Below are 24812 nucleotides of genomic sequence, written 5' to 3'. Positions count from 1 at the left end.
CACAGCAGCAGACTCGGAGGGGCACGGTGGCGACGCGACACGAGGAGATCGCCGACGAACTGCGGCGGGCGATCGACCGCGAGGAGTACACAGTGGGCGGCAGGCTGCCGTCCGAGACGGAGCTCGCCGCCCACTACGGCGTCTCGCGCGGCACCGTCCGCCAGGCCGTCGCCGCGCTGACCGCCGAGGGGCTGATCGGCTCCCGGCAGGGCGCCCGCCGGGTCGTCCTCGCCAGCCGCCGCAGCCAGAGCTTCGCCGAACTGCGCAGCTTCGCCCAGTGGGCGCGGGCGATGGGCCGCGAGGCGACCGGCCACGTCGTCGCCCAGGAGTACCTGCCCGCCACCGCCCAGGACGCCGCACGCCTCCAACTGCGCCAGGGAACCCGGGTGTTGCACGTGCTGCGGGTGCGCGGGCTGGACGGCGAGCCGGTCCTGGTGGAGCGGACCGTGTACGCCGACTGGATCTCACCCGCCGTCGAGACCGTCGACCCCGACGCGGCCTCCGTCACCCAACTGCTGTACGAGAGCACCGGTCTCGTCTTCGCCTACGGCGAGCACGTCATCGACGCCGTCGCCGCGAGCGCGCAGGACGCCGAACTCCTCGGCATCCGCCGCACCAGCCCGCTGCTGCGCGTGCGCCGCGTGACCACCACCCGCGAGGGACGCCCGGTGGAGTGGTCGGACGACCGCTACCGCCCGGACGCCGTCAGCTTCAGCGTGCACAACTCCATCGACAACAACGCCCTCGCCCGCAAGACGGCCGACTGACGACCGGGCCGCGGATTCACGCCCCGGTGGGCCGCACGCCCGCGGGCAGGACCGGTCGCCGCCGCCACCACCGCCGCACCGCCGGGGACACCCGCTCGCGCTCGTACCCGGTGTGGGTGACGAACGCCTCGATCACCTGCGGGGCGGGCCGGTGCGGGGCCAGCGCCATCAGCACCGCGTCCCCCGCGCCCGACAACGGCGGTGCCACCAGGGCGACTTCGTCCCCGGAGCGCAGCCGCAGCAGGGCCGCACGCAGTTGGTGCTCGTCCCCGGGCACGGGCCGCAGACGGGAGAACAGCGGGTCCTGGGGTGGCGCGTACAGCCGCACGTGCGCCAGCAGCCGCCCGCTGCGGTACTCCTCCCAGCGCTCCAGCGCCAGGCTGCGGTACGGCGGTTCCTGCCACGGCCGCAGTGCGTCCAGGCGCTGGAGCAGCCGCCGCAGGAAGTCCCGGACGGCCGCCTCGCCGTGCGGGTGCCAGGACGGATCGTCCTCCCAGACCGTTGCGGCAAGCACCGCTTCGACACCGGCGTACTGCTCCTCGACCGTGAGGTCGTAGAAGGGCCGCTCCAGGACCATGGCGGCGATGCGCTCGACCTCGCCGTCGTCCAACTCCGGGCTGAACTGCACGCAGTAGAGGATCGCGGTGACCACGCCGAGACGCATGCGCCCAGTATGCCGGGGCCGCTACACCGTCGGCCGCCCCAACAGCTCGGTGACGTGCCGGTGCACGACCTGCCAGCCCGTCGTGTGCAGCGTGCCGACGGCCGTCTCCCGCAGGGCGTCCAGGGTCGGTTCGGCACCGTCGCCGCACGGGACACCGGCGGCGATGACGTCGTAGCCGTCGCGGACCGCGACGCGTACCTGGGCCGGCCCTTCCTCCCCGGCGTGCACCGCGGCCGCGACGACCAGCGGCGGGGGACCGCCGGCCTCCCCCTCCAGCTTGCGGTAGCCGCTGACCAGCGGCTCGGACCAGTGGAGGCTGAGCAACAGGTGCTGTTTGGCGAGGACTTCGGCCAGATCGGTCTCGAAGACCTGGTCCCGTTCCAGCACCGTCGCGCGGGCGTCGAGCACCAGGGCGGCGGGCAGCAGGCAGCGCAGCGTGCTGCCGACGATGTTGCCGCCGACGGTGGCCGTCCGCCGCACGGCACCGGTCCCCACCCGGGCGGCGGCCTGCCGGAGCACCTCCGGGACCCGCTCGTCGATCCGGTTCAGCACCACCGCGGCGCCCAGCCTGCCGCTCTCGACGACGTTGGCCTCGGGCAGGTTGCGCAGGGACATGGCCTGCTCGGGGAACCCGTCGCGTTGCCAGCCCGCCCACACCAGCGTGGCCCCGCCGACGGGCACGGCCCCCTGGGCGACGTACTCCTGCGCTTCGGACACGGACTCGGGCAGACGCAACAGCACGGAGCCGACCTGCTTTCTCGACGGGGTTGAGCTCAGGTACGGGATGTCCCGGCCGAGCGGTCGCCGACACGGCACATCCTCCCCCTGGTGGCGGAGGCGCATGCAGGGCTCACTGGTCTGTGCGTGCGCCCCCACCCCGGGGCGGGAGGGGAGCCCGGGAGCCGGGGCTCCGCTGGATGGGGCATGGTGGGAGGGTGCAACGCAACGAGTCCGCACTGATCGTGCGGCACGCACCGCAGCAGTCCGTTTCCGCCGCGATCGTGACGCTGCACGGCGGCCAGGAGGTGAGCCGCCGTGCGGTGCGCCCCTGGCAGGCGGCCGCGCTCCGTATGCATCCGGTGCTGCGGGCGGCCGCCGCTGCGGCACCCCCGGACGCCCTGCTGGGGCAGGTCCGCTACCGCTACCGGGGCTGGAACACCGGTGACCCGGCCGACGACGCCCTGCGCGCGCTCGACGAACTCGCTGAGCTGGCCGAGGCCCCGCAGGTCGTCCTGGTCGGGCACTCGATGGGGGCCAGGGCCGCCCTGCGCGCCGCCTCCCACCCCTTGGTGCGGGGCGTGCTGGCCCTGGCGCCCTGGTGCCCGCCCGCGGACCCCGTCGCCCACCTCGGCGAGGTGCGGATCGTGCTCGTCCACGGCGACCACGACCGGGTGTGTGCGCCCGCCGAGTCGGCGGACTTCGTGCGCCGGGCCCGGGCCGCGGGCACCCCGGCCGGCATGGTGACCGTCCGGGGCGGGGACCACGCGATGCTGCGGCGCAGCGGCGCCTGGCACCGGGTCACGGCCGAGCTGGTCGCCCAGATGCTGCGGCCGGACCCCGGCCCCGGCGGGCTGGCCGCCGAGGCCTGCGCCGCGGACGGCGCCGTACTGCTGTAGTACGGGTGCCTCACGAAAGGCCGGGCAGATCAGCGCAGTTGGAGGTGGCCGGCTTGGCGTCGAGCCGGTCGGTCAGCCAGGAGATGGCGTCGCCCTGGTCGGTGAGCAGCGGGGTGAGGTGATTGAGCAGGGCGCTGCCCAGGTCGAGCTGGCCGATCGGCTTGTACGTCACGTCGGCCCCCTTGGCGCACCAGTCCACGGCGAGCCGGCGGGCCTGGGCGTGCGGGACGAGGTTGTCCTTGGTCCCGGTGGCCACCCGGACCGGGGAGGCCGGTTTCATCGTGCCGATGCGCTGGTCGGCCAGGAAGTTCCGCAGGGCCGGTTCCGAGGCGATGATGTCGCTGAGCGACGAGCCGTCCGTGGTCCACATGGTGCTGTGCGCGCCGCCGTAGGAGAACAGCGCGTCCCCCACGCACATCGTCGACAGGTCCTTGAGGGCCGCCCGTCCCGCCGCGTTGAGGTGGGCGTCGGCGATCGGCACGAGCGCGGGGTCGGACTGCAGGAAGCCGTTGACCGACCAGCCCAGCGCGCCCGCGAGTTCGCTGCCGTCGATCGCTCTGGTCACCTCGACCAGGTCGGCCGGCGGGGCGCCCGCGTAGGTGCCGGAGAGGGTGACGTCGGGGGCGTAGGAGGGCTGCAGTTCGGCGGCTGCGGCGGTCGCGCCGCCGCCCTGGCTGTAGCCGTACAGGCCCACGCGTGACGCGGAGGTGATAGAGGCCCCGGGGAGGGAGCGTGCCGCGCGGACGGCGTCGAGCACGGCGTGGGCCTCGTCGACGCGGTTGACGTAGGTGTGCAGCCGGTCGGTGGCGCCGAGTCCGGCGTAGTCGGTGACGACGACGGCGACGCCCTCGGACAGCAGGCGGTAGGCCGCCAGGTCCTCGTAGGCGACCGACACCGTCTGGCCGTTGAGCAGCAGCGGGTGCTCGAGGCCGTAGGAGGCCGAGCACTGGTCGCCCTGCCCCAGGGTGCCGGGCGCCAGGGCGACCAGTGGCCGGTCGCCGCTGCCCTTCCAGGCGGCGGTCGGTTCGATGTAGGCGCCGGTGACCGCCATCGGACGGCCGGTGGAGTCCGTCGACTTGTACATCAGCCGGGTCGCCCTCCCCGGCAGCGGCCCGTCTACACCCGGCAGGCTCAGCGCGAGGGGGAGCGGCTCGCTGCGCACGAGGGCGCCGTCGGCCGACGGCAGGCCGGCGGGCGGGTTGTAGAACTCCGGGATGGTGACGCCGCGGGAGACGACGGCGTCGGTCTGCGCCGCCGATGCGGCGGGCACGGCGGTGGCGCCGAGACACGCGGCGGTGGTGACGGCCACGGCGAGCTGGCGTGGGGAAACGGGCATGACGAGCCTCCGGTGCGGGGTGGAGGCCGAGCCTCGGTCTTCGGCTCGGGCGGCTGATGGCCTGGTGGGGCAGGTGCCGACGGCACGAGAGCGCGGTCGTCCCACCGCACCTCGCGCCGTTCTTAGACGAAGTGTCAGGACGGTACCGAGGCCGTTGTTACCGGGGGTAGCCCTCGGAAGGTTACGTTTCAGTAATATGGCGCCGGACGAGCCCTGCGTGGCCGCACACGCGCCCGGGCCGATGATTCGCGGCGGATACGGGAACCCTTCACCGGATCGGGTACGTGATCGGGCGAGGAGGCACCGTGCCGACACAGACGGACGGCGGGAGCGACCCCAGGCGGTGGAGGGCCCTGTGGGTGACCCTGGTGGCGGGGTTCATGAGCCTGCTGGACGTGACGATCGTCGCCGTGGCGCTGCCGTCCATGCAGCGGGACCTGCACGCGAGCGCGCCCGCCATCCAATGGGTGGTCTCCGGCTACGCCCTCGCCTTCGCGCTGGTCCTGGTGACCGCCGGGCGCATCGGCGACGCGGTGGGCAGGCACCGCATCTTCCTGCTGGCCCTCACCGCCTTCGTGCTGTGCAGCGCCGCGGCCGGCGCCGCTCCCACCATCACCTTCCTGGTCGCCGCCCGCATCGCCCAGGGCGTCGCCGCGGGCTGCCTGGCCCCGCAGAACTCCGCACTGATCCAGCAGATGTTCCGCGGAGCCGAACGCGGCCGCGCCTTCGGCCTGTTCGGCGCGACCGTGGGCATCTCCAGCGCCGTCGGCCCCGTCGTCGGCGGACTCATCCTCGCCCTGGCCGACGGCCCCCAGGGCTGGCGCTGGATCTTCTACGTCAACGTCCCGGTCGGCGCGATCGCCCTGCTGCTCGGCATCCGCCTGCTGCCCAGGGCGGTCCCCGGCCGCCGTGAACGCCTCGATCTCGGCGGCGTCGCGCTCCTGGGCTGCGGTGTCCTGGCGCTGATGCTGCCGCTGGTCCTGGCCGAGTCCGGTGGCGTACGACGGCTGTGGTGGCTGTTCGTCGTGGGCCCCGCGCTGCTCGTGGCCTTCGCCCGGTGGGAACGCCGGGTCGCGGCCCGCGAGGGCCGGCCCCTGCTGGACCCGCGGCTGCTGACCGAGACCCGCGGCTACGCCGTCGGCGCCGCCATCGCCACCCTCTACTTCGTCGGCTTCAGCGGTGTGTGGCTGGTCTTCGCCCTCTTCTTCCAGAACGGTCTGGACTACTCGCCGCTGCGGTCGGGTCTCGCGGTGACGCCGTTCGCGCTGGGCTCGGCGCTGGCCGCGGCGGTGGCGGGCCGGCTGGTGGACCGGCTGGGCCGGCTGCTGACCGTCTGCGGACTCGCCGGCGTGGCCCTCGGCCTGGGCGGAACCGCGCTGATCCTGTGGCTGGCACCGAAGGGACTGGCCGTGTGGCTCACCCCGCCCGTGCTGTTCGTGGGCGGCCTGGGCAGCGGCTGTGTCATCTCGCCCAACGTCACCATGACGCTGCGGGACGTGCCGGTGCGCATGGCGGGCGCGGCCGGCGGCGCCCTGCAGACCGGGCAGCGGCTGGGCGGGGCCGTCGGCACGGCCGCGCTGCCCGGCCTGTTCTACGTCGTGCTGGGCGCCCGCGGACACGACTTCCACCTCGCCGTGGCGACCGCCGTCGGCGTCGGCGTCCTGCCCGTGCTGTGCTCACTCGCCCTCGCGGCGCACGACTGGCGGCGCGACCGCCGGGGCGAGGACACGCCGTGCCCGCCGGAGGTGTCCCACAGCCATCTGCACGCGGGCCAGGGGTGAGGGCTCAGGAGAGCGGCGGCCCGGTGAGGTAGGTGCCGTGGGCGTCGTAGGGCCACACGTTGGGGACGCAGCCGTGCATGCCCTTGATCTGCTGCATCATCGCGGGGGCCGGCCTGCCCGGTCCCGGGCAGTCCACATGGCCGTGGCCGAGGAAGTGGCCGACCTCGTGGTTGATGATCAGGGCGCGGTAGGTGCGGACATGCTTGGCGTAGACCGGCGTGGCGAGCAGCCAGCGGCGCAGGTTGACCATCACGTTCCCGTCGACGCTGCAGTTGTACCGGCCCTCGGTGTCCAGGCCGTGGCGCGCGCACATCCGGTCCACGGTCCCGGGCGTCGCCACGCGCACGACGAAGTCGCTGGGCCCGCCCGACACCCGGCGGAACGCCGAGCGGCCGTCGGCCGTCCAGCCGCGCGGGTCGGCGAGGATGCGGTCCACCTGGTGCGCCACGTCCGAGGGGGACAGGTCGATGCCGTTCTCGACGACGACCCGGTAGCGCAGGACCTTCCCCTTGCCGACCGCGGCGCCGCCGCCGGGCGCGGTGACGTACGTCCCCGGCCCGGTGGCCGGGATGTCCGGCCGCGGGGGAGTGGGGGAGGCCGTGGCGGACCGGCTCGGCGTCGGCTTGCCCCGGGGTGCCGGCGCGGAGCCGTGCGTGGGTCCGGTGGGCGTGTCCCGGGCGTCGGCGCGGGATCCGCCGGAGCCGGCGGACGTCCAGCCGACGGCCGCCAGACCGGTGACGCTGAGCACCGTCAGCGCCGCCAGGCCTCCCCAGAGGGACCCCTTCCTGCGCCGGACGACGGCATGCCCGGGACCCCTTCCACGACGACGGCCACGAGCGGGAGTTGCTTTGTGCGCGGTCATGGTCGTTCAGGTTGTGATCGGGATGTGATCGGATCTGGCGCGAACGATAACGAAGAGATAACGCCCGGCGCCCGGGTGGCGAATGTGATCATCCGGTAACAGAACCCCGAACAGGCGTACGGCGTACGGATACTGAGCCCATGCCACGCGTACTGCTGATCGAGGACGACCGGTCCGTACGGAACGGCGTCGCCCTCGCCCTGCGTCGACAGGGGCACGAGGTCGCCGCCGCCGAGACGGGGGAGGAGGGACTGCGGACCCTGCGGTCCTTCCGGCCCGACGTCGTGGTGCTGGACCTGATGCTGCCCGGCATGCCCGGCCTCGACGTGTGCCGCGGGATGCGCGCCCTCGACCAGACCCTGCCGATCCTCATGGCGACCGCCCGGGGCGACGACGAGGACATCGTCGTGGGCCTGGAGGCGGGAGCCGACGACTACGTCGTCAAACCCGTGCAGGCCCGGGTGCTCGACGCACGGATCCGCGCCGTCCTGCGCCGGGTGGCCGCCTCCGGCGCCGACGCGGCCATACCGAAGATCGACACCTACGGAGACCTGAGCGTCGACCGCGCCGGCCTCACGGTCCGCCTGCGCGGGACCCCCGTGCCGCTCGCCCCCTCCGAACTGCGGCTCCTGCTGACCCTGTCCGCCTCGCCCGGACGGGTCTTCAGCCGGCAGCAACTCCTGGAGTCCGTCTGGGAGCACAGCTACCACGGCGACGCCCGCCTGGTGGACGCCTGCGTCAAGCGGCTGCGCGCCAAGATGGGCGACTCCGGCTACATCCAGACAGTCCGCGGCTTCGGCTACCGGTTCGCCGCCCGATGAGGCCCGCACCCCGTGCCCGCACCGCACGGCCGCTGCCGATCCGCCGCCTCGGAGTGCCCCAACTGCGCGGGCTGCGCACCCGGTTGGTCGTGGCGTTCGCCCTCGTGGCCGCGCTCACCGCCATGACGACCGGGGCCCTGACCTTCCGCGAGGCCCGCACCGGCGTGCTCCAGCAGAGCCAGGACACGGTGATCTCACTGCTGCGCGGCCGGGCCGACCGGCTCGCCTCGTCCCTGGTCATGCCGCCGGACGAGGGTGACCTGCGGCGCTTCGCCGCGGATGTGGCGGACGCCGAACCGTCAGGGACCTGGCGGGTGCTGGTCACCTACGGGCGGGCGCGGGCCACCTCGGTCCCCGGCGACCGGTTCGAGGAGGTCACGCCCGCCCTGCGCCGGGCCGTCGACTCCAGCCGCGCCACCGTCTTCCAGCGCGTGCGCAGCGGCGACCACACCGCCCTCGTCGTGGGCATGTCCCTCACCTTCGCCGACCCCGGCGCCACCGCGACCGGCGTCCAGATCTTCCTGACCGTGCCGCAGAGAACCGAACAGGCCTATGTCGACGCCCTGGTCACCGCCGTCGAACGCGCCACCGTCCCCGCCCTCGCGCTGGCCGTCCTGCTCGCGCTGCTCGCGGCCCGCGGGGTCCTGCGGCCGGTGCGGGCCCTGCGCAGCGCCACCCGCAGCATCGCCGAGGGACGCCTGGAGACCCGGCTCGCCGTCCACGGCTCCGACGAACTCGCCGACCTCTCGCACACGTTCAACGAGACCGCGGCCGCCCTGGAGACGTCCGTGGCCGAACTGCGCGGCATGGAGGCCCGGGCGCGCCGGTTCGCCGCGGACGTCTCCCACGAACTGCGCACCCCGCTGGCCGCCATGTCGGCGGTCACCGACGTCCTCGACGAGGACGCCGCCCGCCTCGACCCGGACACCGCCACCGCCGTCCGGCTGATCAGTGAGGAGACCGTGAAGCTCGCCCGCCTGGTGGACGACCTCATGGAGATCTCCCGCTTCGACGCCGGCGCCGCGGTGCTGCATCTCGACGAGATCGACCTCGCCGAGTCGCTGCGCCGCACCCTCGCCGCCCGCGCCTGGACGGACGTCGTGGACACCCGTCTGCCGCCGCCCGACGCACTGCGCGGCCGCGTCGACCCGCGCCGCCTCGACGTCGTCGTCGCCAACCTGGTCGGCAACGCCCTGCGGCACGGCGCCCGGCCGGTCCGTCTGAGCCTGACCGAGGGCGGCACCCCGCGGACGGGCCGGCTGGCCGTCATCGAGGTGCGTGACAGCGGACCCGGCATCCCCGACGACGTGCTGCCCCATGTCTTCGAGCGGTTCTACAAGTCCGACGGCGCCCGTACCCGCACCGAGGGCAGCGGCCTGGGCCTCGCCATCACCGCGGAGAACGTCCGCGTGCACGGCGGCACCGTCCGCGCCGCGAACCGGCCGGAGGGCGGCGCCGTCTTCACGGTCGAACTCCCGCTGCACGCGGAGGAGTCGGCGCAGGACGGGCCGACCATGGACGTACCGGCGAAGGAGACCCGGCGATGAGATCCGTACGCCGATCCGCGCTGCTGCTCCTCGCGGCGCTCGCCGGGCTCACCTCCTGCGGCATCCCCACGACCGGCGTGGTGGAGGCGGGCGGGCCCGCCGGCGGTGTCGTGCCGAGGGTCCGGGTGTACTTCGTGCACGACGACGCCCTGGTCCCCGTGCTCCGCCAGACCGCCGATCCGGTCGGCGTCGAGGCGGCCGTACGACTGCTGTTCCAGGGACCGACCGCCGAGGAGCGGGCCCGGCGCCTGACGACCCTCCTGCCGAGCCAGGAGGCCGTCGAAGCCCCGACGCCCACGGACGGCGCGACTCCCGCTCCGCCCACCGCGGGCAGCGATCTCTCGGACGCGGTGACGGTGACCTCGGACGACTCCCGGGTGAACATCGAGGTTTCCGTGCCGCTGGGCAGCGTCGACGGCCTCGCGGCGGACCAGATCGCCTGCACGGCCCTCGACGCCCAGCGCATCGCCGCTCCCACCACCACACCCCGCCCGGTCACCGTCACGGACCCGCACGGCCGGCGCGTCGAGGCCACCGGACGGCGGTGTCCCGCCGGCTAGACGGGAAGGGCCAGGACGGCGCGCACGCGCTTGCCGCCGCCGGTGACCGACCTGACGTCCAGGCGCTGTGCCAGACAGCGCACCATGGCCAGGCCGCGCCCGCTCTCGCCCTCCGCGGTGAACGGACGGATCCGTGGCGGGACCGGGTTGTCGTCGTACACCTCGACGGTCACCTGGCCGTCCGTCACCTGCAGGCGCAGGCGGCAGCCGTTCCTGCCGTGCTCGGTGGCGTTGGCGACCAGCTCGGACACGACGAGCTTCACGTCGTCGATCCGCTCGGCCGTGACCCGCGTCGCCCGATGACCGGAATGGGTCAGGAATCTCGAGGTCAGCCCTCGCGCCCGGCCGGCCGACGCGGCCTCGTCGGGCAGCAGGTACTCCACTCGTACGGAACGCCGATGGGTACGCCCCTGCGCACGCATCGCGGATCACATCCCCTCCAGGCGCATCCGGTATCCCCGCGGTCTGTCCGCCCACCGGGGCCGCGGCACCTCGCGCGCGGCCGGCCCTGTCCAGTCCTGATGCCCCGAGCGGGAGATCGTCAACCCCTTTCGTCCTGCCGCGCCCGATTCCCGTGACCTCGTGCGGAGTTGACGGGCCCCGACCGGACGGTGGGCGAGGCCCGGCTGTTCGCCCGGTTGCCGGAAATCCCGCCACGCCCGCGGGCGGCCTGCGGCATTCTCGGATCTCCGGGAGTCGTGGGGCGGCCCCGGGAGGAAGGGGAGCGGCCGTGGGGTGGCGCACCGAGGAGTTCGGCGACTCGCACGAGGGCATCGTGGGCGCGGTCCTCGCGGACGGCGGCGAGCCTCCGCCGGTGTACTTCGACATCGGCGGTGGCGGCGAGGGCCGCCAGACCCGCGAGCTGTGGGCCTACGACGGGCGGCTGGGCCGGCCCCAGGCCGCCGCCTTCCGCGCCGTCTGCGCGTGCGGCTGGCGGGGCGAGAGCCATCCCCTCGACGGGCAGCGGATTCCGGACGACCCCCTGGACGACCTCGACACCTCGGCCGCCTTCGACGACTGGCGCGAGCACGTCCGGGCGGTCGAACGGCTGACGGTGCCCCTGCCCGAGGAAGTCACCGACCTGATACGGCGGCTGGACGAACGGCTGACCGTCCTCGCCGACCAGGCCCCGGTCGCCGCCCTGAAGTCGGTGGCCGCCCTGGAACGTCTCGCCCGCCGCATCGGCCAGGAGGCCGCTTACGCCGCCCGGGCCGACGAACTCGCGCCGGAGACGATCGGCAGGGGGCTCGGCATCACCCCGGCCGCGGCCGAGGCCCGTCTCTCCCACTACCTCCTGCCGGGCTGATCGACGCCCCCGGCACAGGTGGTGCCGGATGCTCTGTTTCCATGCGGTTTCCGCCGTATTGATACTGCGAAGCGATGGTCAAAACTTGTACAGCGGCGCTTGTGCGGTGCTGGGGCGCCACGGATCATTGGCCGAATCTCGCCCCGGCACAAGCACACAGGAGCGCCCGGTGACCGCTGGCCCCATAGCACCCGAATCGGCCGGCACGCCGGCAGCCGCGCAGACCGAGCGCCAGAAGCTGCGCAAGCACTTCGGCCGCTTCGACATCCTCTTCTTCCTGCTGTGCACGATCGTCGGCGTCGACACCATCGGCACGGTGGCCGCGTCGGGGGCCGAGGCCTTCACCTGGCTCATCGTCCTGGCCGCCGTGTTCTTCGTGCCCTCCGCGCTGCTCACCGCCGAACTCGGCGCCGCGTTCCCCGACGAGGGAGGCCCCTACATCTGGACCAGCCGGGCCTTCGGCCGCCTGGCCGGCGCGGTCAACAACTTCCTCTACTGGATCACCAACCCCGTCTGGCTCGGCGGCACCCTCTCCGTCTCGGCCGTCACCGCGTACACCACCTTCTTCAACGACGGCAAAGACCTGAGCACCCCCGCCTTCTACGCCTTCACCCTCCTCTTCGTGTGGGTGGGCGTGCTCGCCGCGATCCTCTCCTTCGACATCGGCAAGTGGATCCCCACCATCGGCGCCTGGAGCCGCTTCCTCCTGCTCGGCCTGTTCACCGTCACCGTCGCGATCTACGGCGTCCGGCACGGCCTGCACGGGTTCGGCCTCGTCGACTTCGCGCCGTCGTACGCGGGATTCGTCGCCCTCGTCCCCGTCCTGATGTTCAACTACGTCGGCTTCGAACTGCCCAACACCGCCGGCGACGAGATGACCGACGCCCAGAAGGACGTCCCCTTCGCGATCTTCCGCAGCGCCGGCCTCGCCATCGCGCTGTACGCCCTGCCGATCCTCGGCATCCTGCTCGTCCTGCCCGTGAAGGCCATCACCGGTCTCGGCGGGTTCATCGACGCGATCCGCCAGGTCTTCACCGTCTACGGCGGCCATGTCGCCGCCGACGGCACCGCCACCCTCAGCGGAGCCGGCAGCCTGCTCGGCGACCTCGCCGCGATCATGTTCATCCTCACGGTGCTGTCCTCCGGCGTCACCTGGGTCATGGGCTCCGACCGGGCCCTTGCCGTCTCCGGCTACGACGGCGCCGCCCCGCGCTTCCTCGGCGTCATCTCCAGCCGGTTCGGCACCCCGGTCCGCGTCAACGTCCTCAGCGGCCTGGTCTCCACCTTCGTACTGATCCTGGCCCACGAGCTGACCCACGGCAGCGCCGCGAAGCTCTTCGGCGCCGTCCTCGGCCTCGCCGTCTCCACCACCCTCGTCAGCTACCTGGGCATCTTCCCGGCGCTCGCGGTCCTGCGGCGCAAGGCGCCGGACGTGCACCGCCCCTACCGGGCGCCCTTCCCGCTCGCGATCAGCGTGGTGCTCACCGCACTCGTCCTGTTCGCCACCGTGCAGCTGGTCGCCCCCGGCGCCGGCGACCACTGGTTCGGCTCCGCCTACGCGCCGGACGGCTGGACGCACGGCGAGCGCCTGCAGTACCTGCTCACGGAGGCCGTCCCGCTCGTCGGATTCATGCTCCTCGGCGTGCTGTTCTGGGCCCTGGGCAAGCCGACCCGCACCTCCGCCGCCGACTGAGCGCGGCCGACGGCGATCCGCCCAACTCCTCCGCACCCGCGGCCCATCCCCGGAAATTGGTTGTCGTACGGCTCTGGCCCGTATGCGCTACTCGCGGGTATACAGGCGCAGTTGAACCGGTGACGGCCGTACGGGGGCACGCCCCGACGCGACGGCCGCGAGGAGGAGGCTCTCGATGATGCGTGACACGCACCCGGCCGCTGGGCCGCGAAGACGTCGACGGGCGAGGGCGGCCGCGGCGGCGGTCAGCGGCTGTGCCATGGTCCTGGCCGCGGGCACACCGGCCCTGGCGCACGGCTCACCCGGCGGTCACGAGCGCCAGTACGTGGCCCTGGGCGACTCCTACACCTCGGGGCCGCTCATCCCGACGCAGGTGGACGCCAACTGCGCCCGCTCCGACCACAACTACCCCTCCCTGGTGGCGGCGCAGCGGACGGCGACCGTACTCGAGGACGTGAGCTGCGCCGGAGCGACCACCGAGGAGATGTGGAAGCCCCAGGGCACCAACCCGCCCCAACTCGACGCGGTGGACCGGGACACCGACCTGGTGACGGTCCAGATAGGCGGCAACGACGTCGGGTTCGGCTCCATCATCGCCACCTGCGCCCAGCTCGCCCCGCAGGACCTCGCGGGCAACCCGTGCCAGAGCCACTACACGGCCTCCGGCATCGACGAGCTGGCGCTGGCCGTCCTGCGAACGGCACCGAAGATCACCCAGGTGCTGAGGGCCGTCCACCACCGGGCGCCGCACGCGCGCGTGGTGGTCGTCGGATACCCCGACCTCCTGCCCGACGACGGCAGCGGCTGCTACCCCTCGGTGCCCTTCGCCGCTAAGGACTTCCCCTACCTGCGCGACACCGAGAAACGCCTCAACCTGATGCTCCGTCTGACGGCGGCGTTCAACCGCGCCGAGTACGTCGACACCTACGGGCCCACCCGCGGCCACGACATGTGCAAGGCGCCCGCCGACCGCTGGATCGAGCCGCTGCGGCCGGCCTCACCCGCGGCCCCCGCCCACCCCAACGCCAAGGGCGAGGCCACCATGGCGCAGGCGGTCCTCGACCGGCTGGAGAGCGGGCGAGGCCACTGAGCCGCGAGTGAACGACCGCGTTCCTCACCCAGGCGCTCGCCGGTGTGTACGGCCGAGTTGGGGGCATCCGGAACCCACATCCCGCGGGGACCCCACCGGTCGAAAGGACGCCCATCATGCTGGCCATCGTCTCGGCGATCCTGTTCTTCATCGCCTTCCTCATCAACGCCGCGGACATCTCGACGAACGACACCTTCACGTCGACCAACGTGATGCTGCTCGGCCTCACGGCGCTCGCCCTGCACCTGGCGGGCGTCGGCAGCGGCTGGAACGTGCGGGGCCGCAGACGCTGACCCGCGTGCGCTGAGGGGGCCGGCCTCAGGAGGTGGCGCTGCGGATGCGTGCCAGCAAGGCGCGCAGCCGCTCGCGGTCCTCGTCGTCGAGCCCCGCCGTCGCCTCCGCGAGCGCGAGGCGGTCGACCTCCTCGGCCTCGCGGTGGCAGCGCAGGCCCTCGTCGGTCAGACGCAGCAGGAACGCGCGGCGGTCATGGGGATGGCGCACCCGCTCCACCAGGCCGTCGCGCTCCAGCGTGTCGACGATGCTGGTCGTGGTCCGCGCCGCGACGCCCGTCATCTCGCTCAGGTCCCGCATCCGCAGCGGCCGTTCGGCACGGGCGAGCATGCGCATGGTGCGCAGGCGGGCGACGGAGGCGCCGCCGGTCCGCAGCCGCGCCTCCACGAAGTTGCGCAGCTGGTGGGTCGTCTCGTAGAGCTCGTCGATCAGGATGTCGCTGCTGCCCTGCACTGCCATGCCGCTCCCCGTTCCACGCTCCACCGGAAAACCCGATTCTATGAGCACGCACATAGTGAGTATGCTCAGCATGTGCTGTCGTTCCCCCGCCGAACCCGTCTGTCCGCCCTGTCCTCCCGTCTGGACCAGCGTCTCGTCGTCCCGGTGATGTGCGTCAGCGTGACGTTCATCGCCATCGTCGACGGAGCGATCACCACGGTGGCGCTCCCCTCCATCGCCCACCAGTTCCGGCTCACCACGGCCGCCCTGGACGGTGTGGTCGTGGTCTACCCGGTCTGCCTGGCCATGGCCATTCCGGCCTCCGCCTGGCTGGTCGAACGTCTCGGCGCCAAACGCGTCCTGCTCACCGCGCTGACCGCGTTCCTCGGCTCCTCGCTGCTGTGCGGTGCGGCCGCCGACCTGTCCCAACTCGTCGCCGCCCGCGCCGTCCAGGGCCTCTCCGCCGGCGTGCTCTTCCCGGCCTCGGCCGCCCTGCTCTACTCCACCTTCAGCTCCGCCGAACAGGTACGCGTCGCCCGCTACATGATCGTCCCGCAGCAGATGGCCCCGGCGGCGGCTCCCGTCCTGGGCGGTCTGCTGGTGGACCACCTCTCCTGGCGCTGGGTGTTCTACGTCAACCTGCCGGTGGGACTGCCCGCCGTGCTGTTCGGGGCCCTGTTCCTCGCCGGGCACCGCGGCCACCGGCCGCCCCGCTTCGACCTGCCCGGCCTGCTGCTGAGCGCCGCGGCGCTCGGGACCACGATGTTCGGCGTCTGCGAGGGCCCCAACCGCGGCTGGTCCTCTACGGTCGTGGTCACGGCCCTGGTCTCCGGCGCGATCCTGCTCGTGGCCGCCGCCGTCCATCAACTGCGCACGCCCACACCGCTGTTGAAGCTGCGCCTGTTCGCGAACCGGCTGTTCCGGGACACCAACCTGATCAACCTCGTCGGTCTGGTCCCGATCCTCGGCGCCATGTTCCTCGGCCCGCTCTTCCTCCAGGAGGCGCAGGGCCGCACCGCCCTGGAATCCGGCACCAGCACCTTCCCCGAGGCCTTCGGCGTCCTGCTCACCGTCCAGGTCGCCGGCATCCTCTACGCCAGGGTCGGCCCCCGCGTCATCGTCGGCTGCGGCCTGACCGGCGTCACCCTGGTCCTGCTGCTCTTCGCCACCTGCGACGAGCACACCGGCCTGTGGACCTTCCGCGCCTACATGTTCCTCCTCGGCATCGCCATGGGCGGCGTCTTCATGCCCACGACGGTGGCCTCGCTCGCCACCGTCGACCGGCGCGACCTGGCACAGGCCTCCACGCTCAACACCGTCGTACGACAGACCGGAGGCGCCCTCGCCCCGGCCATGGTGACCACGGCCCTGGTCCTGAACACCCCCGCGGCCGCCGCCGCGCACCCGCCCGTCAGCGCCTACCAGCACGCCTATCTGGTGCTGGCCGCCATCGCGGCGGTGACCGCCGTCTTCGCCTTCACCGTGCCGGACGCCCCGGCCCGCGCGGCCGCGGGCGGCACCACCACGGTCTCGAGGCGCTCGGTGCCCCTGCGGTCCCGCGGGGCACGGACGCGCTGACACCGGCCCCCGCGCGAGCGCCGACACGGCCCGTACGGCCTCGTACGGGCCGGACGGCGCGCGCTGCGTATCGTGTCCGCGTGTCAGCCTCCCGTCTGCGTCGCGTCGCCGTCCTCGTGCTCGAAGGAGCCAAGCCGCTCGACGTCGGCATCCCGGCGCAGGTGTTCACGACGCGCGCGAGCATGCCGTACGAGGTGCGGCTGTGCGGCGCGGCGCCCGGCCTGGTCACCGGAGGCGACGGGCTGTCGTACCACGTCGCCCACGGCCTGGAGGCACTGGAGTGGGCGGACATCGTCTTCGTCCCCGGCTACCGCTTCCCCGACCGCGAGGACCCGCCGCGGACCGTCGTCGAGGCGCTGCGCTCCGCCCACGCCCGGGGCGCGAGGCTGGCCGCGATCTCGACGGGCGCCTTCGCGCTCGCGGCCACGGGCCTGCTCGACGGCAGGCGGGCCACCACGCACTGGCACTACACGCGCGCGCTGGTGGCCAGGCATCCGCTCGTCCGGGTCGACGAGAACGTGCTGTTCGTGGACGAGGGCAGCGTGCTGACCTCGGCCGGCGCCGCCTCGGGCATCGACCTGTGCCTGCACATCCTGCGCGGCGACCTCGGAGTCGCCGCGTCCAACCACGCCGCCCGGCGCCTGGTCGCGGCTCCCTACCGCAGCGGCGGTCAGGCGCAGTACGTGCCGCGCAGTGTGCCCGAACCGCTGGGGGAGCGGTTCGCCGCGACCCGGGAGTGGGCGCTGCACCATCTCGACGAGCCCCTCACCCTGGAGACACTGGCACGGCAGGCGGCGGTCTCGCCGCGCACGTTCTCGCGCCGCTTCGTGGAGGAGACCGGGTACACGCCCATGCAGTGGGTGATGCGGGCCCGTATCGACATGGCCCGCGAACTGCTGGAGCGTTCGGAGCGCAGCGTGGAGCAGATCGCCGCCGACGTCGGTCTGGGCACCGGCGCGAACCTGCGGCTGCACTTCCACCGCATCCTGGGCACGACACCCAGCGAATACCGGCGCACCTTCGCCCAGGGCGAGTAGCCGGCGCCCACCGCCGTCGCGTCCCCACGCGTTGGCGCGATCCTTTTGAACCGTGGCGATCGCGCCACTGTCAGCGGCCGACACGGCGAGCGAACCTGGTGGCGAACGAAAGGGACACAGCTGATGACTCGCATCGCCATCAACGGATTCGGCCGCATCGGACGCAATGTGCTGCGCGCGCTGCTGGAGCGCGACAGCGGCCTGGAGATCGTTGCCGTCAACGACCTCACGGAACCCGCCACGCTGGCGCGGCTGCTCGCCTACGACTCGACGGCCGGCCGGCTCGGCCGCCCGGTGACCGTCGACGGGAACGCCCTCGTCGTGGACGGCCGACGCATCACGGTGCTCGCCGAGCGCGAACCGGCGCAGCTGCCGTGGGCCGAACTGGGCGTGGACATCGTGCTGGAGGCCACCGGCCGGTTCACCTCGGCCAAGGCGGCCCGGGCCCACCTGGACGCGGGTGCGAGGAAGGTCCTCGTGAGCGCCCCGTCGGACGGCGCGGACGTCACGCTCGCGTACGGGGTCAACACCGACGCGTACGACCCGGCCGTGCACACGATCGTCTCCAACGCCTCGTGCACGACCAACGCGCTGGCACCGCTGGCCGCGGTGCTCGACGAGCTCGCCGGTATCGAGCACGGCTTCATGACGACCGTCCACGCCTACACGCAGGAGCAGAACCTGCAGGACGGCCCGCACCGTGACGCCCGCCGGGCCCGCGCGGCCGGGGTCAACATCGTGCCGACCACCACGGGCGCGGCGAAGGCGATCGGCCTCGTGCTGCCGAACCTGGACGGCAAGCTGTCCGGCGACTCGATCCGCGTGCCCGTTCCGGTGGGCTCGATCGTCGAGCTCAACACCACGGTCGCGCGTGAGGTGACGCGCGACGACATCCTGGCCGCGTACCGCAAGGCGGCCGAGGGCTCGCTCGCCGGCGTTCTCGAGTACTCCGAGGACCCGCTCGTCTCCTCCGACATCACGGGCAACCCGGCGTCGTCGATCTTCGACTCGGCCCTCACCCGGGTCGACGGCCGCCATGTGAAGGTCGTCGCCTGGTACGACAACGAGTGGGGCTTCTCGAACCGCGTGATCGACACCCTCGAACTCCTGGCCGCCGGCTGACACGGAGTCGTTCCCGCCGCTTGGCCCGAGACGCGACCGCGCCTCGGGCCACCGCGGCCTTTCGCCCCCGGGGCGGCGGTTCACGACCCGGGCGAGAACAGTTCGCCGAAGTACGTTCCCTGGGCCCAGCGCCTGAGGGCGGAGCCGTCGAGGAGACGGGTGTTGCCCTGGCGTCGGGCCCATTGGACGTCCCGTGCGCGGAAGTTGCCCCGGTGCACGATCAGCTGGAGCGGCTTCTCCGTGTTGCCGCGATGGCGGTGCGGATGCGGAGGATCCTCGTCGGGCAGAGGTTCGGCCACCGGGCGGAAGACCACGTCCAGTTGACGGCCGCCGCGGTCCTGGGCGCATAAGCGCGGCCGGTCCGGGGCGGGCAGCAGGCGTACCCGCCAGCCGTCCCGGCGCAGCATGCGCGCGACGGCCAACGCCAGCCCCTGGGTGTCGAGTTCGAGGAGTTCGTCCGGGGTGTAGTACCCCAGGCGGCGCCGCATTCCGGGGCGCCTGCGCCGGACCGCCACCGTGGTGATCAGCAGCAGCAGGACGACACCGGCCAGGGGCACACCGATTCCGGCGGCGCGGTAGCCCGCCGCGAGCGCGGCCGCCAGCGCGCACACCGCCACGACGACCACCGCGAGAGCGGGAAGCACGTCACGGAACGTCGGCCCGGACGAGCTGGATCGGCGCGCCACAGTGCCAGCCCCCTCAACACCGCCTGCTTCCAACCGTGTTGAAGAGATACCCAGCGGGGGACCGGTTGTTCGATCCCATGGAGCGATTCGGTCACACGCGCGGGCGCACGGAAGCACGGGCAGGGGGACGGAAAGGCCCGCGCTCCCCCCCGGGGGGAGCGCGGGCCGTCACGCTGTCAGGGCCGTCAGCAGGCTCCTTCGTCCTGCCACGGACCCCAGTCGGTGGCGCTCGGCGTCTCGTTCTGCGTCCACCACTTGGCCTTCCAGTTGTGGTGGTTGTACGAGGCCTCGTCACCGGCGGTGTAGACGGCGGTGGAACTCCAGGCGGTCTTGCACCCCGTCGGCGTCGGAGTGGGGGTGGGCGTCGGGGTGGGGGTGGTGGACGGCGGCGTGGCACCCGCGAACCGGACCGAGTACTTGGCGAAATCCCAGGAGTTCTGGGCCACGCTGGAGCAGGTGCCCGAGGTCCGCCCGCCGTTGTCGACCGGCGTGCACTGGCGGTCTCGGTTGAGGGACCAGAAGGTGAACCGGTCCATGTTGTGACCGGTGGCGTAGTCCAGGACGGTCTGGAAGTCGGACTGGGAGAAGATCTCGCCGGAGTCGCTGCGCCCGTTCATGCCGGAGAAGCCCTCGTGGGCATAGGCCGTCGCCTGGTCCCAGCCGAAGGTCGACTGGAGGATCGAGTTGAAGTTGGTCAGCGCGCTCGTCTGCGAGGCCGCGCCGTTGAAGCCGCCGTCGAACGGCATGATGGAGAAGTTGTTCGGCGTGAAGCCCTGCGACTTGGCCTCCAACAGCATCTGCTTGCCGAACCAGCCGGTGCCGTCGGCCGTGCCGGCCGTGGTGACGGAGACGTACAGGCCGGGGTTGTTCTGCTGGAGTATCTTGGCGGCCCCGATCTCGTTCTTGATCGCCGCGGTGTTCTCGTACTCCGGCTCCTCCAGGTCGAAGTCGATGGCGTGGAGACCGTACTTGGTGATGACCTGCTGGTACGCGGCGGCGGTGGCGGCCGCGTCCGCGCAGGTCTGGCCGAGTTTGGTGCCGCCGTAACCGCCGACGGAGATCGACACGTCGCCGCCCCTGGCGCGGACGGAGTCGATCACGGACTGCACGGCGGTGTCGGCGGAGACCGGGGCGGTGCCGCCCCAAGTGGGGGAGCAGCCACCGCCGTTGGGGGCGAGCACGAAGGCGAGCTGGAAGGCCTTGAGGCCGGTCGCGTCCATGATCGCGGCCGGGTCCGGGGGGTCGTTGTCGAGGGGCATCAGATAGGGGGCGGCCGCGTACCAGCGGTTGCTGAGCGCGGTGGTCGCGCCCGAGGCGTTGCCCGCCACGAGCGCCGTGGTCCCTGCGGCGGTGAGCCCGACGGCAGCGGCTGCGCCGAGACATGCGCGAAGACGTCTCACGGTGTGCCTCCGGTGGGGTGGGGGAGGAGCCCAAGCTTCGTGCCGCCGCACGGCCCCCGTCCACGCTTCGGTCTAGACCAAACCTCCTTTTGGTCTAGACCATACGAGTTCTTTGCGTGGCCTGCGCCTCACCGCGCACGACGGCTGACGGGCGCGCCCGCGCGAAGCGCCCTGGGGATCTCGGCGACCTCGTCCACGACGGCGAGCAGCCGGTCCAGGTCCGCGGCGGGGGCCGGCGAGTCCAGCGTCACTGAGTAACCGATGCCGGTCGACGCCCAGTTGTCGGTGTCGAACGCTCCGGACGCGGTGACGCGTACCCCGTCGAGGATGATCCCCAGGCCCGCCGCCTCGCGGTACAGATCGTTGAGCACGCAGCCCGCCGCTGCCAGATGCAGCAGGTGCGCCCCGGTGAAGTCGGCCTCGACGGTGACGCCCTCCGGCGTCCAGCGATGCGGGAAGCGCACCGCGTGCCCGTCGTCGGAGCGCAGGCTCCCGGCACTGACCACGACGCCGAAATCGTCAGCCATGGGCGGTCCTTCGGTGAGCGTCGGACGGCGTTCCCGGCGGAACGCCGCGGCATGTCATTCACACAACCCCTGCTCATTCAAACAGCCCGTGGCCATTCAAGCGGCCCGTGCCGAGGCTCGCAGGCCCGTGCGCCGGGCGTGAGGGGACGCGGGCGGGCCGCCGCGCACCCCGGTGCGCTCTTCGTCGGCGACGCCCTCCGGGGGGACGATGCCTGAGCTCGCAACACGACGAGAGGGGTGGGGCATGGCTGTGGTGCTGTCGATGAGGTGGGCGGGGGTCACGCCGGAGCAGTACGACCTGGTGCGGGACGCGGTGGGCTGGGAGGAGGCCGCGCCGGCCGGCGCCGAACTGCACGTCGCCTGGTTCGACGCGGCGGGGCTGCACGTGGTGGACGTGTGGGAGTCGGAGCAGGCATTCCAGGCCTTCTTCGTCGAACGGCTCGCCCCCGCGGTCGAGAAGGCGGGGATCGTGGGCGAACCCGAGAGCGAGTTCGCCCCGCTGCACAGGCGTTTCGTCGCTCCGGGAGTGACCGGCGCGGCCTGAGTCCTCGTGCCCTGCTCCGGGGCGGAGCGTCGCCCGCCCCGGAGCAAGGCCCGGATCGAGCGAAAGTGTCGTGTCCGGCTCCGGTGTCCAAGAGATGTGTCGGAAGCGGCCGCGATCAGCTCAGTGCCTGCTCAACTGGCCTGTGCGAGCCGGTCTCACGGCTTCCGCCGCCCCGCGAAAGCCCGGGTATGCTTTCGTCACCTTCGGGAGGGCGAGGGGTGCCGCCACGAGGGGCTTCAGCGGGCGAGGGGACGGGGAAGGGCGACGTGCCGGACGACGGATCGGAAGCACTCTCCGCTCAGGAGACCGAAGAGCCCGGCGCGGGCGGTGCAGGCCCGGCGGCCGTCACCATCGCCTACATCGCCGAGTCCGCCGGCGTCTCCGTACCCACCGTCTCGAAGGTGCTCAACGGGCGGTCCGGCGTCTCGGACGAGACCCGGGCCCGTATCGAGGAACTGATCCACCGGTACGGATACCGCAAGCCCCCGAAGAACCGCAGCAATCTGGTGGAGTTGGTCTTCCGCGAGCTGGAGAGCATGTGGGCCGTGGAGATCATCCGCGGCGTCGAGCGGGTGGCCCGCAGGAACAAAGTGGGCGTGCTGGTCTCGGAGTTCGGCCTCCAGGACAGACCGGCCAGAACCATCGACGACACCCTCGGGCGGCGCCCGCAGTGCGTGCTGTCGGTGGCACAGCTGTCGGAGCCGGAACGGGAGCAGCTGAGGGCGAAGGGCATCCCGTTCGTCGTCTTCGACCCGAACGAGGACCTCCCCGACGACGTGCCGTTCGTCGGTGCCACCAACTGGAGGGGCGGCCAGGCCGCGACCCGGCACCTGATCGAACTGGGGCACCGGCGCATCGCCATGATCACCGGCCCCGACCATCCGTTCTGCCTCGCACGGAACGCCGGCTACACCTCGGCACTCACCGAGGCCGGTCTGCCGCTGGACCCGGACCTGGTGGTCAAGACCCTCCTCACTCGTGAGGACGGCCGCACCGCGGCCCATGACCTGCTCTCCCGGGCCGATCGCCCCACCGCCGTCTTCACCGCCAACGACATGCAGGCCCTCGGCGTCTACCAGGCCGCCCGTGAGCTCGGGCTGCGCATCCCGGACGACCTGAGCGTGGTGGGCTTCGACGACGTACCGGCCGTGGCCTGGGTGGATCCGCCGCTGACCACGGTCCACCAGCCCCTCGCCGAGATGGCGGTGGCCGCCACCGAACTGGCCCTGGCGCTGGGCCGCGGGGAGGACGTGCCCCAGGTCGGGGTGGAGATCGCGACCACGCTCACCGTGCGCGAGAGCACTGCTCCGCCGAAGAGGTGACCGGTCGCCCCGGGTGCCGGCCGTGCGGCACCCGGGGCGGCCGTCAGGCGGCGGTGCCCGTCACCGAACCACCGGACCTGGTCACGTGGTACGTGACGGTGGCCCCGCTCCAGAAATGGAAGGTGAGCGTCGCCTGCGCGCCGTCGCGCAGGGCGTTGAGGTAGTCGGGGGTCAGGGTGATCGCGTCGTTGGGGTAGTCGGGTGAGAAGGCCGCGTTGAACTCCTGGTACGGCGTCCAGCTGGTGTTGCCGGCGTTGCTGCCGTCGGCGTACGTGGACTCCATGGTCGCCAGCAGGTCACCGCGGAACCGGGTGGGGAGGGTGAGTCCGCCGGTGGTGCCGTTCGCGTTCGACAGCACCGGCCTGTCGTACGTGGTCACGTAGATCTTCCAGGGCAGGCCGGCCGAGAACCTGGCCTCGACGGTCGCGTTGGTGCCGTAGGCCCGGTTGCCGGCCAGCCGGGTCAGCGCGGAGGCGGTCAGCGTGAGCCGGCTGCCGGAGACGGTGTAGTCCCTGCCTTGGGCGAGTTTCGTGCCGCCCTGCCAAAGCCCCTTGAACGTCAGGCCGTTGGGGTTCAGGGTCAGTGTCCTGGCCGTGATCGCGTCCGACTTGGCCAGGAACACCCGGTCCGAGGAGGCGGTGCCCGAGCGGGTGGTCCAGGCCGACTTGATCTGGTTGACCAGGTCGGGGTCGCGCCACTGCAGTGTGGTGCGGTTCAGGAAGTTGAAGGCGTCCCACAGGGCCGTGGTCACCCCGGTGGTGCGGGCCTCGTAGCCCAGCATCTCGAAGTACTTGAGGCCCTCGCCCTGTTCGACGCGCGGGGGGTGGTTGTAGTCGGGGTAGCTGAGCAGGCCGTACTCGCCCATGTAGACCGGGATTCCCTTGGCGATCAGGGTGTTGCCGATCCGGGTGAAGGTGTCGCTCATGTCCTTCTGCGAGGTGGCGTCGAACTGCGTACCGCCTGCGATGTTGACGCTGAAGGGATACCAGCCGTAGTAGTGCACCGTGGCCACGAGGTTGGGGTCGTTCAGCGAGCCGATCTCGGCGACCAGTGGGTCCATGCGCTCCTGGGAAGGTGTGCAGCCCAGGCTGGGCAGCATCAGCAGTCGGGTCGCGTTGTTGCCGCCGGACTGGCGCACCACCGTGTGGAACGTGGTGTTGAGTTCGTCGAGGTACTGGTTGCCCTGCGTGTCGGTGGTGTTGTCGAACTGCGGTTCGTTGATGCTCTCGAACAGCAGGGCCTGCGGTGAGTCCTTGAACTCGGCGGCGAGCTGGGTCCAGGTGGCCTTGTAGCGGGCCAGGACGTTGTCGTGGTCGGTCGGCATGGAGGAGATCCACTGCCACGAGTCGTGATGGACGTTGATCACCACGTAGAGACCGTCGGACAGGGCCCAGTCGACGACCTGCTTGACGCGGCTCAGCCAGGTCGCGTCGATCGTGTAGGGGGCGGTGGAGGACTGGTGACCGCTCCAGGTGACAGGGAGGCGGACGCTGCGGAAGCCCTGGGCCTTGATGGTGTCGAACAGGGCCTTCGTTGCCGGCGGATTGCCCCAGGAGGTCTCGTCCGGGATGGCGTCCAGGGTGTTGCCGAGGTTCCAGCTGGGCTGCATCGCCGCGACGACGCCCTTCGGGCCGAGCGTCCGCGGCGTGGCCGCCGCGGACGTCCCGGCGTGACCCGTCGCGGCGAGCGCGGTGGTGCCGGTCAGCCCGATCGCGGCGACCAGCGCCAGGAGCAGGCCGAGCGCACGGCCGGGTCCGCGTCTGCGGTGACCGGGGTATTTCGTTCCCTTCATCTCCGACCTTTCTGTGTTGGCCGAGCGGAGTT

General features: G+C 72.4%; 25 protein-coding genes. 15 read left to right on the top strand and 10 right to left on the bottom strand.

Going from position 1 to position 24812, the window contains the following annotated elements; translation table 11 throughout:
* The first annotated feature begins 26 nt into the window (after positions 1-26).
* Positions 27-767, top strand: coding sequence for a GntR family transcriptional regulator (locus tag ACQF4J_RS05160; RefSeq protein ID WP_351563876.1), 741 nt, complete (start codon positions 27-29; stop codon positions 765-767).
* A gap of 16 nt (positions 768-783) precedes the next feature.
* On the opposite strand, the gene ACQF4J_RS05155 is transcribed toward ACQF4J_RS05160, so the two are convergent.
* The gene (locus ACQF4J_RS05155) at positions 784-1431 is read right to left on the bottom strand and encodes a hypothetical protein (protein ID WP_427164765.1); all 648 of its coding nucleotides are present in this window, start codon (positions 1429-1431) and stop codon (positions 784-786) included.
* A 21-nt stretch (positions 1432-1452) separates the two neighbouring features.
* The gene (locus ACQF4J_RS05150; RefSeq protein ID WP_427164764.1) at positions 1453-2172 is read right to left on the bottom strand and encodes an FAD binding domain-containing protein; all 720 of its coding nucleotides are present in this window, start codon (positions 2170-2172) and stop codon (positions 1453-1455) included.
* Between the two features lie 194 nt (positions 2173-2366).
* Between ACQF4J_RS05150 and ACQF4J_RS05145 the strand changes: the two genes are divergently transcribed.
* Entirely contained in the window at positions 2367-3047 is a 681-nt protein-coding gene (locus ACQF4J_RS05145; protein WP_351563871.1) for a dienelactone hydrolase family protein, read from the top strand.
* Positions 3048-3057: 10 nt separating this feature from the next.
* Here ACQF4J_RS05145 and ACQF4J_RS05140 read toward each other — a convergent pair whose 3' ends face one another.
* Positions 3058-4383 carry a lipase family protein gene (locus tag ACQF4J_RS05140; protein ID WP_427164763.1) on the bottom strand — a complete coding sequence of 442 codons (1326 nt, stop codon included), beginning with the start codon at positions 4381-4383 and terminating at the stop codon, positions 3058-3060.
* Between the two features lie 305 nt (positions 4384-4688).
* Here ACQF4J_RS05140 and ACQF4J_RS05135 point away from each other — a divergent pair, with 305 nt between their 5' ends.
* Positions 4689-6164, top strand: coding sequence for an MFS transporter (locus ACQF4J_RS05135; RefSeq protein ID WP_427164761.1), 1476 nt, complete (start codon positions 4689-4691; stop codon positions 6162-6164).
* Between the two features lie 4 nt (positions 6165-6168).
* Here the strand turns inward: ACQF4J_RS05135 and ACQF4J_RS05130 are convergent, their stop codons facing one another.
* Entirely contained in the window at positions 6169-7026 is an 858-nt protein-coding gene (locus tag ACQF4J_RS05130) for a DUF3152 domain-containing protein (protein ID WP_427164760.1), read from the bottom strand.
* A 140-nt stretch (positions 7027-7166) separates the two neighbouring features.
* On the opposite strand from ACQF4J_RS05130, the gene ACQF4J_RS05125 reads away from it, so the two are divergent.
* The 3 genes from ACQF4J_RS05125 to ACQF4J_RS05115 are packed head-to-tail and all read left to right on the top strand — an operon-like array spanning position 7167 to position 9954.
* Positions 7167-7847: a response regulator transcription factor gene (locus tag ACQF4J_RS05125; protein WP_351563862.1), complete on the top strand. Its 681-nt coding sequence runs from the start codon at positions 7167-7169 to the stop codon at positions 7845-7847.
* Positions 7844-9394: an ATP-binding protein gene (locus ACQF4J_RS05120; RefSeq protein ID WP_427164759.1), complete on the top strand. Its 1551-nt coding sequence runs from the start codon at positions 7844-7846 to the stop codon at positions 9392-9394. The genes ACQF4J_RS05125 and ACQF4J_RS05120 overlap by 4 nt, the downstream gene beginning before the upstream one ends.
* Positions 9391-9954 (top strand): hypothetical protein, encoded by a 564-nt coding sequence (locus ACQF4J_RS05115; protein WP_351803711.1) that lies wholly within the window; start codon positions 9391-9393, stop codon positions 9952-9954. Before ACQF4J_RS05120 ends, ACQF4J_RS05115 begins: the two co-directional genes overlap by 4 nt.
* Here the strand turns inward: ACQF4J_RS05115 and ACQF4J_RS05110 are convergent.
* Positions 9951-10376 (bottom strand): ATP-binding protein, encoded by a 426-nt coding sequence (locus tag ACQF4J_RS05110; protein WP_351563856.1) that lies wholly within the window; start codon positions 10374-10376, stop codon positions 9951-9953. The genes ACQF4J_RS05115 and ACQF4J_RS05110 overlap by 4 nt on opposite strands.
* A 308-nt stretch (positions 10377-10684) precedes the next feature.
* Here ACQF4J_RS05110 and ACQF4J_RS05105 point away from each other — a divergent pair, with 308 nt between their 5' ends.
* From ACQF4J_RS05105 to ACQF4J_RS05090, 4 genes are all read left to right on the top strand, one after another.
* Complete coding sequence (locus tag ACQF4J_RS05105) at positions 10685-11260, top strand: hypothetical protein (protein WP_351563854.1); 576 nt, start codon at positions 10685-10687, stop codon at positions 11258-11260.
* Between the two features lie 169 nt (positions 11261-11429).
* Positions 11430-12953 (top strand): APC family permease, encoded by a 1524-nt coding sequence (locus tag ACQF4J_RS05100; RefSeq protein WP_351563852.1) that lies wholly within the window; start codon positions 11430-11432, stop codon positions 12951-12953.
* 175 nt (positions 12954-13128) lie between these two features.
* A complete protein-coding gene (locus ACQF4J_RS05095; protein WP_427164758.1) occupies positions 13129-14043 on the top strand; it encodes an SGNH/GDSL hydrolase family protein in 915 nt (304 codons plus the stop codon).
* A 116-nt stretch (positions 14044-14159) separates the two neighbouring features.
* Positions 14160-14336: a hypothetical protein gene (locus tag ACQF4J_RS05090; RefSeq protein ID WP_351563848.1), complete on the top strand. Its 177-nt coding sequence runs from the start codon at positions 14160-14162 to the stop codon at positions 14334-14336.
* Positions 14337-14361: 25 nt separating this feature from the next.
* Here ACQF4J_RS05090 and ACQF4J_RS05085 read toward each other — a convergent pair whose 3' ends face one another.
* Entirely contained in the window at positions 14362-14793 is a 432-nt protein-coding gene (locus ACQF4J_RS05085) for a MarR family winged helix-turn-helix transcriptional regulator (protein ID WP_351563846.1), read from the bottom strand.
* Positions 14794-14940: 147 nt separating this feature from the next.
* On the opposite strand from ACQF4J_RS05085, the gene ACQF4J_RS05080 reads away from it, so the two are divergent.
* The 3 genes from ACQF4J_RS05080 to gap all read left to right on the top strand — a co-directional run bounded on the left by ACQF4J_RS05080 (position 14941) and on the right by gap (position 18509).
* On the top strand, positions 14941-16350 hold the full coding sequence (locus ACQF4J_RS05080) for a DHA2 family efflux MFS transporter permease subunit (RefSeq protein ID WP_427168565.1): 1410 nt from the start codon (positions 14941-14943) through the stop codon (positions 16348-16350).
* 80 nt (positions 16351-16430) lie between these two features.
* Positions 16431-17387, top strand: a complete 957-nt coding sequence (locus tag ACQF4J_RS05075; protein ID WP_351563844.1) for a GlxA family transcriptional regulator — start codon at positions 16431-16433, stop codon at positions 17385-17387.
* 123 nt (positions 17388-17510) lie between these two features.
* A complete protein-coding gene (gap, locus tag ACQF4J_RS05070) occupies positions 17511-18509 on the top strand; it encodes a type I glyceraldehyde-3-phosphate dehydrogenase (protein ID WP_427164757.1) in 999 nt (332 codons plus the stop codon).
* Positions 18510-18589: 80 nt separating this feature from the next.
* Here gap and ACQF4J_RS05065 read toward each other — a convergent pair whose 3' ends face one another.
* From ACQF4J_RS05065 to ACQF4J_RS05055, 3 genes are all read right to left on the bottom strand, one after another.
* Positions 18590-19153, bottom strand: a complete 564-nt coding sequence (locus tag ACQF4J_RS05065) for a hypothetical protein (protein ID WP_351563840.1) — start codon at positions 19151-19153, stop codon at positions 18590-18592.
* Positions 19154-19380: 227 nt separating this feature from the next.
* On the bottom strand, positions 19381-20595 hold the full coding sequence (locus tag ACQF4J_RS05060; protein WP_351563838.1) for a carbohydrate-binding protein: 1215 nt from the start codon (positions 20593-20595) through the stop codon (positions 19381-19383).
* A gap of 128 nt (positions 20596-20723) precedes the next feature.
* A complete protein-coding gene (locus tag ACQF4J_RS05055) occupies positions 20724-21122 on the bottom strand; it encodes an OsmC family protein (protein ID WP_427164756.1) in 399 nt (132 codons plus the stop codon).
* A gap of 244 nt (positions 21123-21366) precedes the next feature.
* Here ACQF4J_RS05055 and ACQF4J_RS05050 point away from each other — a divergent pair, with 244 nt between their 5' ends.
* The gene (locus ACQF4J_RS05050; protein ID WP_351563832.1) at positions 21367-21666 is read left to right on the top strand and encodes a hypothetical protein; all 300 of its coding nucleotides are present in this window, start codon (positions 21367-21369) and stop codon (positions 21664-21666) included.
* Between the two features lie 266 nt (positions 21667-21932).
* Positions 21933-22988 (top strand): LacI family DNA-binding transcriptional regulator, encoded by a 1056-nt coding sequence (locus ACQF4J_RS05045; RefSeq protein ID WP_427164755.1) that lies wholly within the window; start codon positions 21933-21935, stop codon positions 22986-22988.
* Positions 22989-23031: 43 nt separating this feature from the next.
* On the opposite strand, the gene ACQF4J_RS05040 is transcribed toward ACQF4J_RS05045, so the two are convergent.
* A complete protein-coding gene (locus ACQF4J_RS05040; RefSeq protein WP_351803707.1) occupies positions 23032-24780 on the bottom strand; it encodes a cellulase family glycosylhydrolase in 1749 nt (582 codons plus the stop codon).
* Between the last annotated feature and the right edge of the window lie 32 nt (positions 24781-24812).

Origin of the sequence: Streptomyces sp. C1-1 (assembly GCF_050214755.1) — a bacterium.
Lineage (GTDB): Bacteria > Actinomycetota > Actinomycetes > Streptomycetales > Streptomycetaceae > Streptomyces.
Note: the sequence above shows the minus strand (reverse complement) of the source record. Positions and strands in the feature narration are given on the sequence as shown.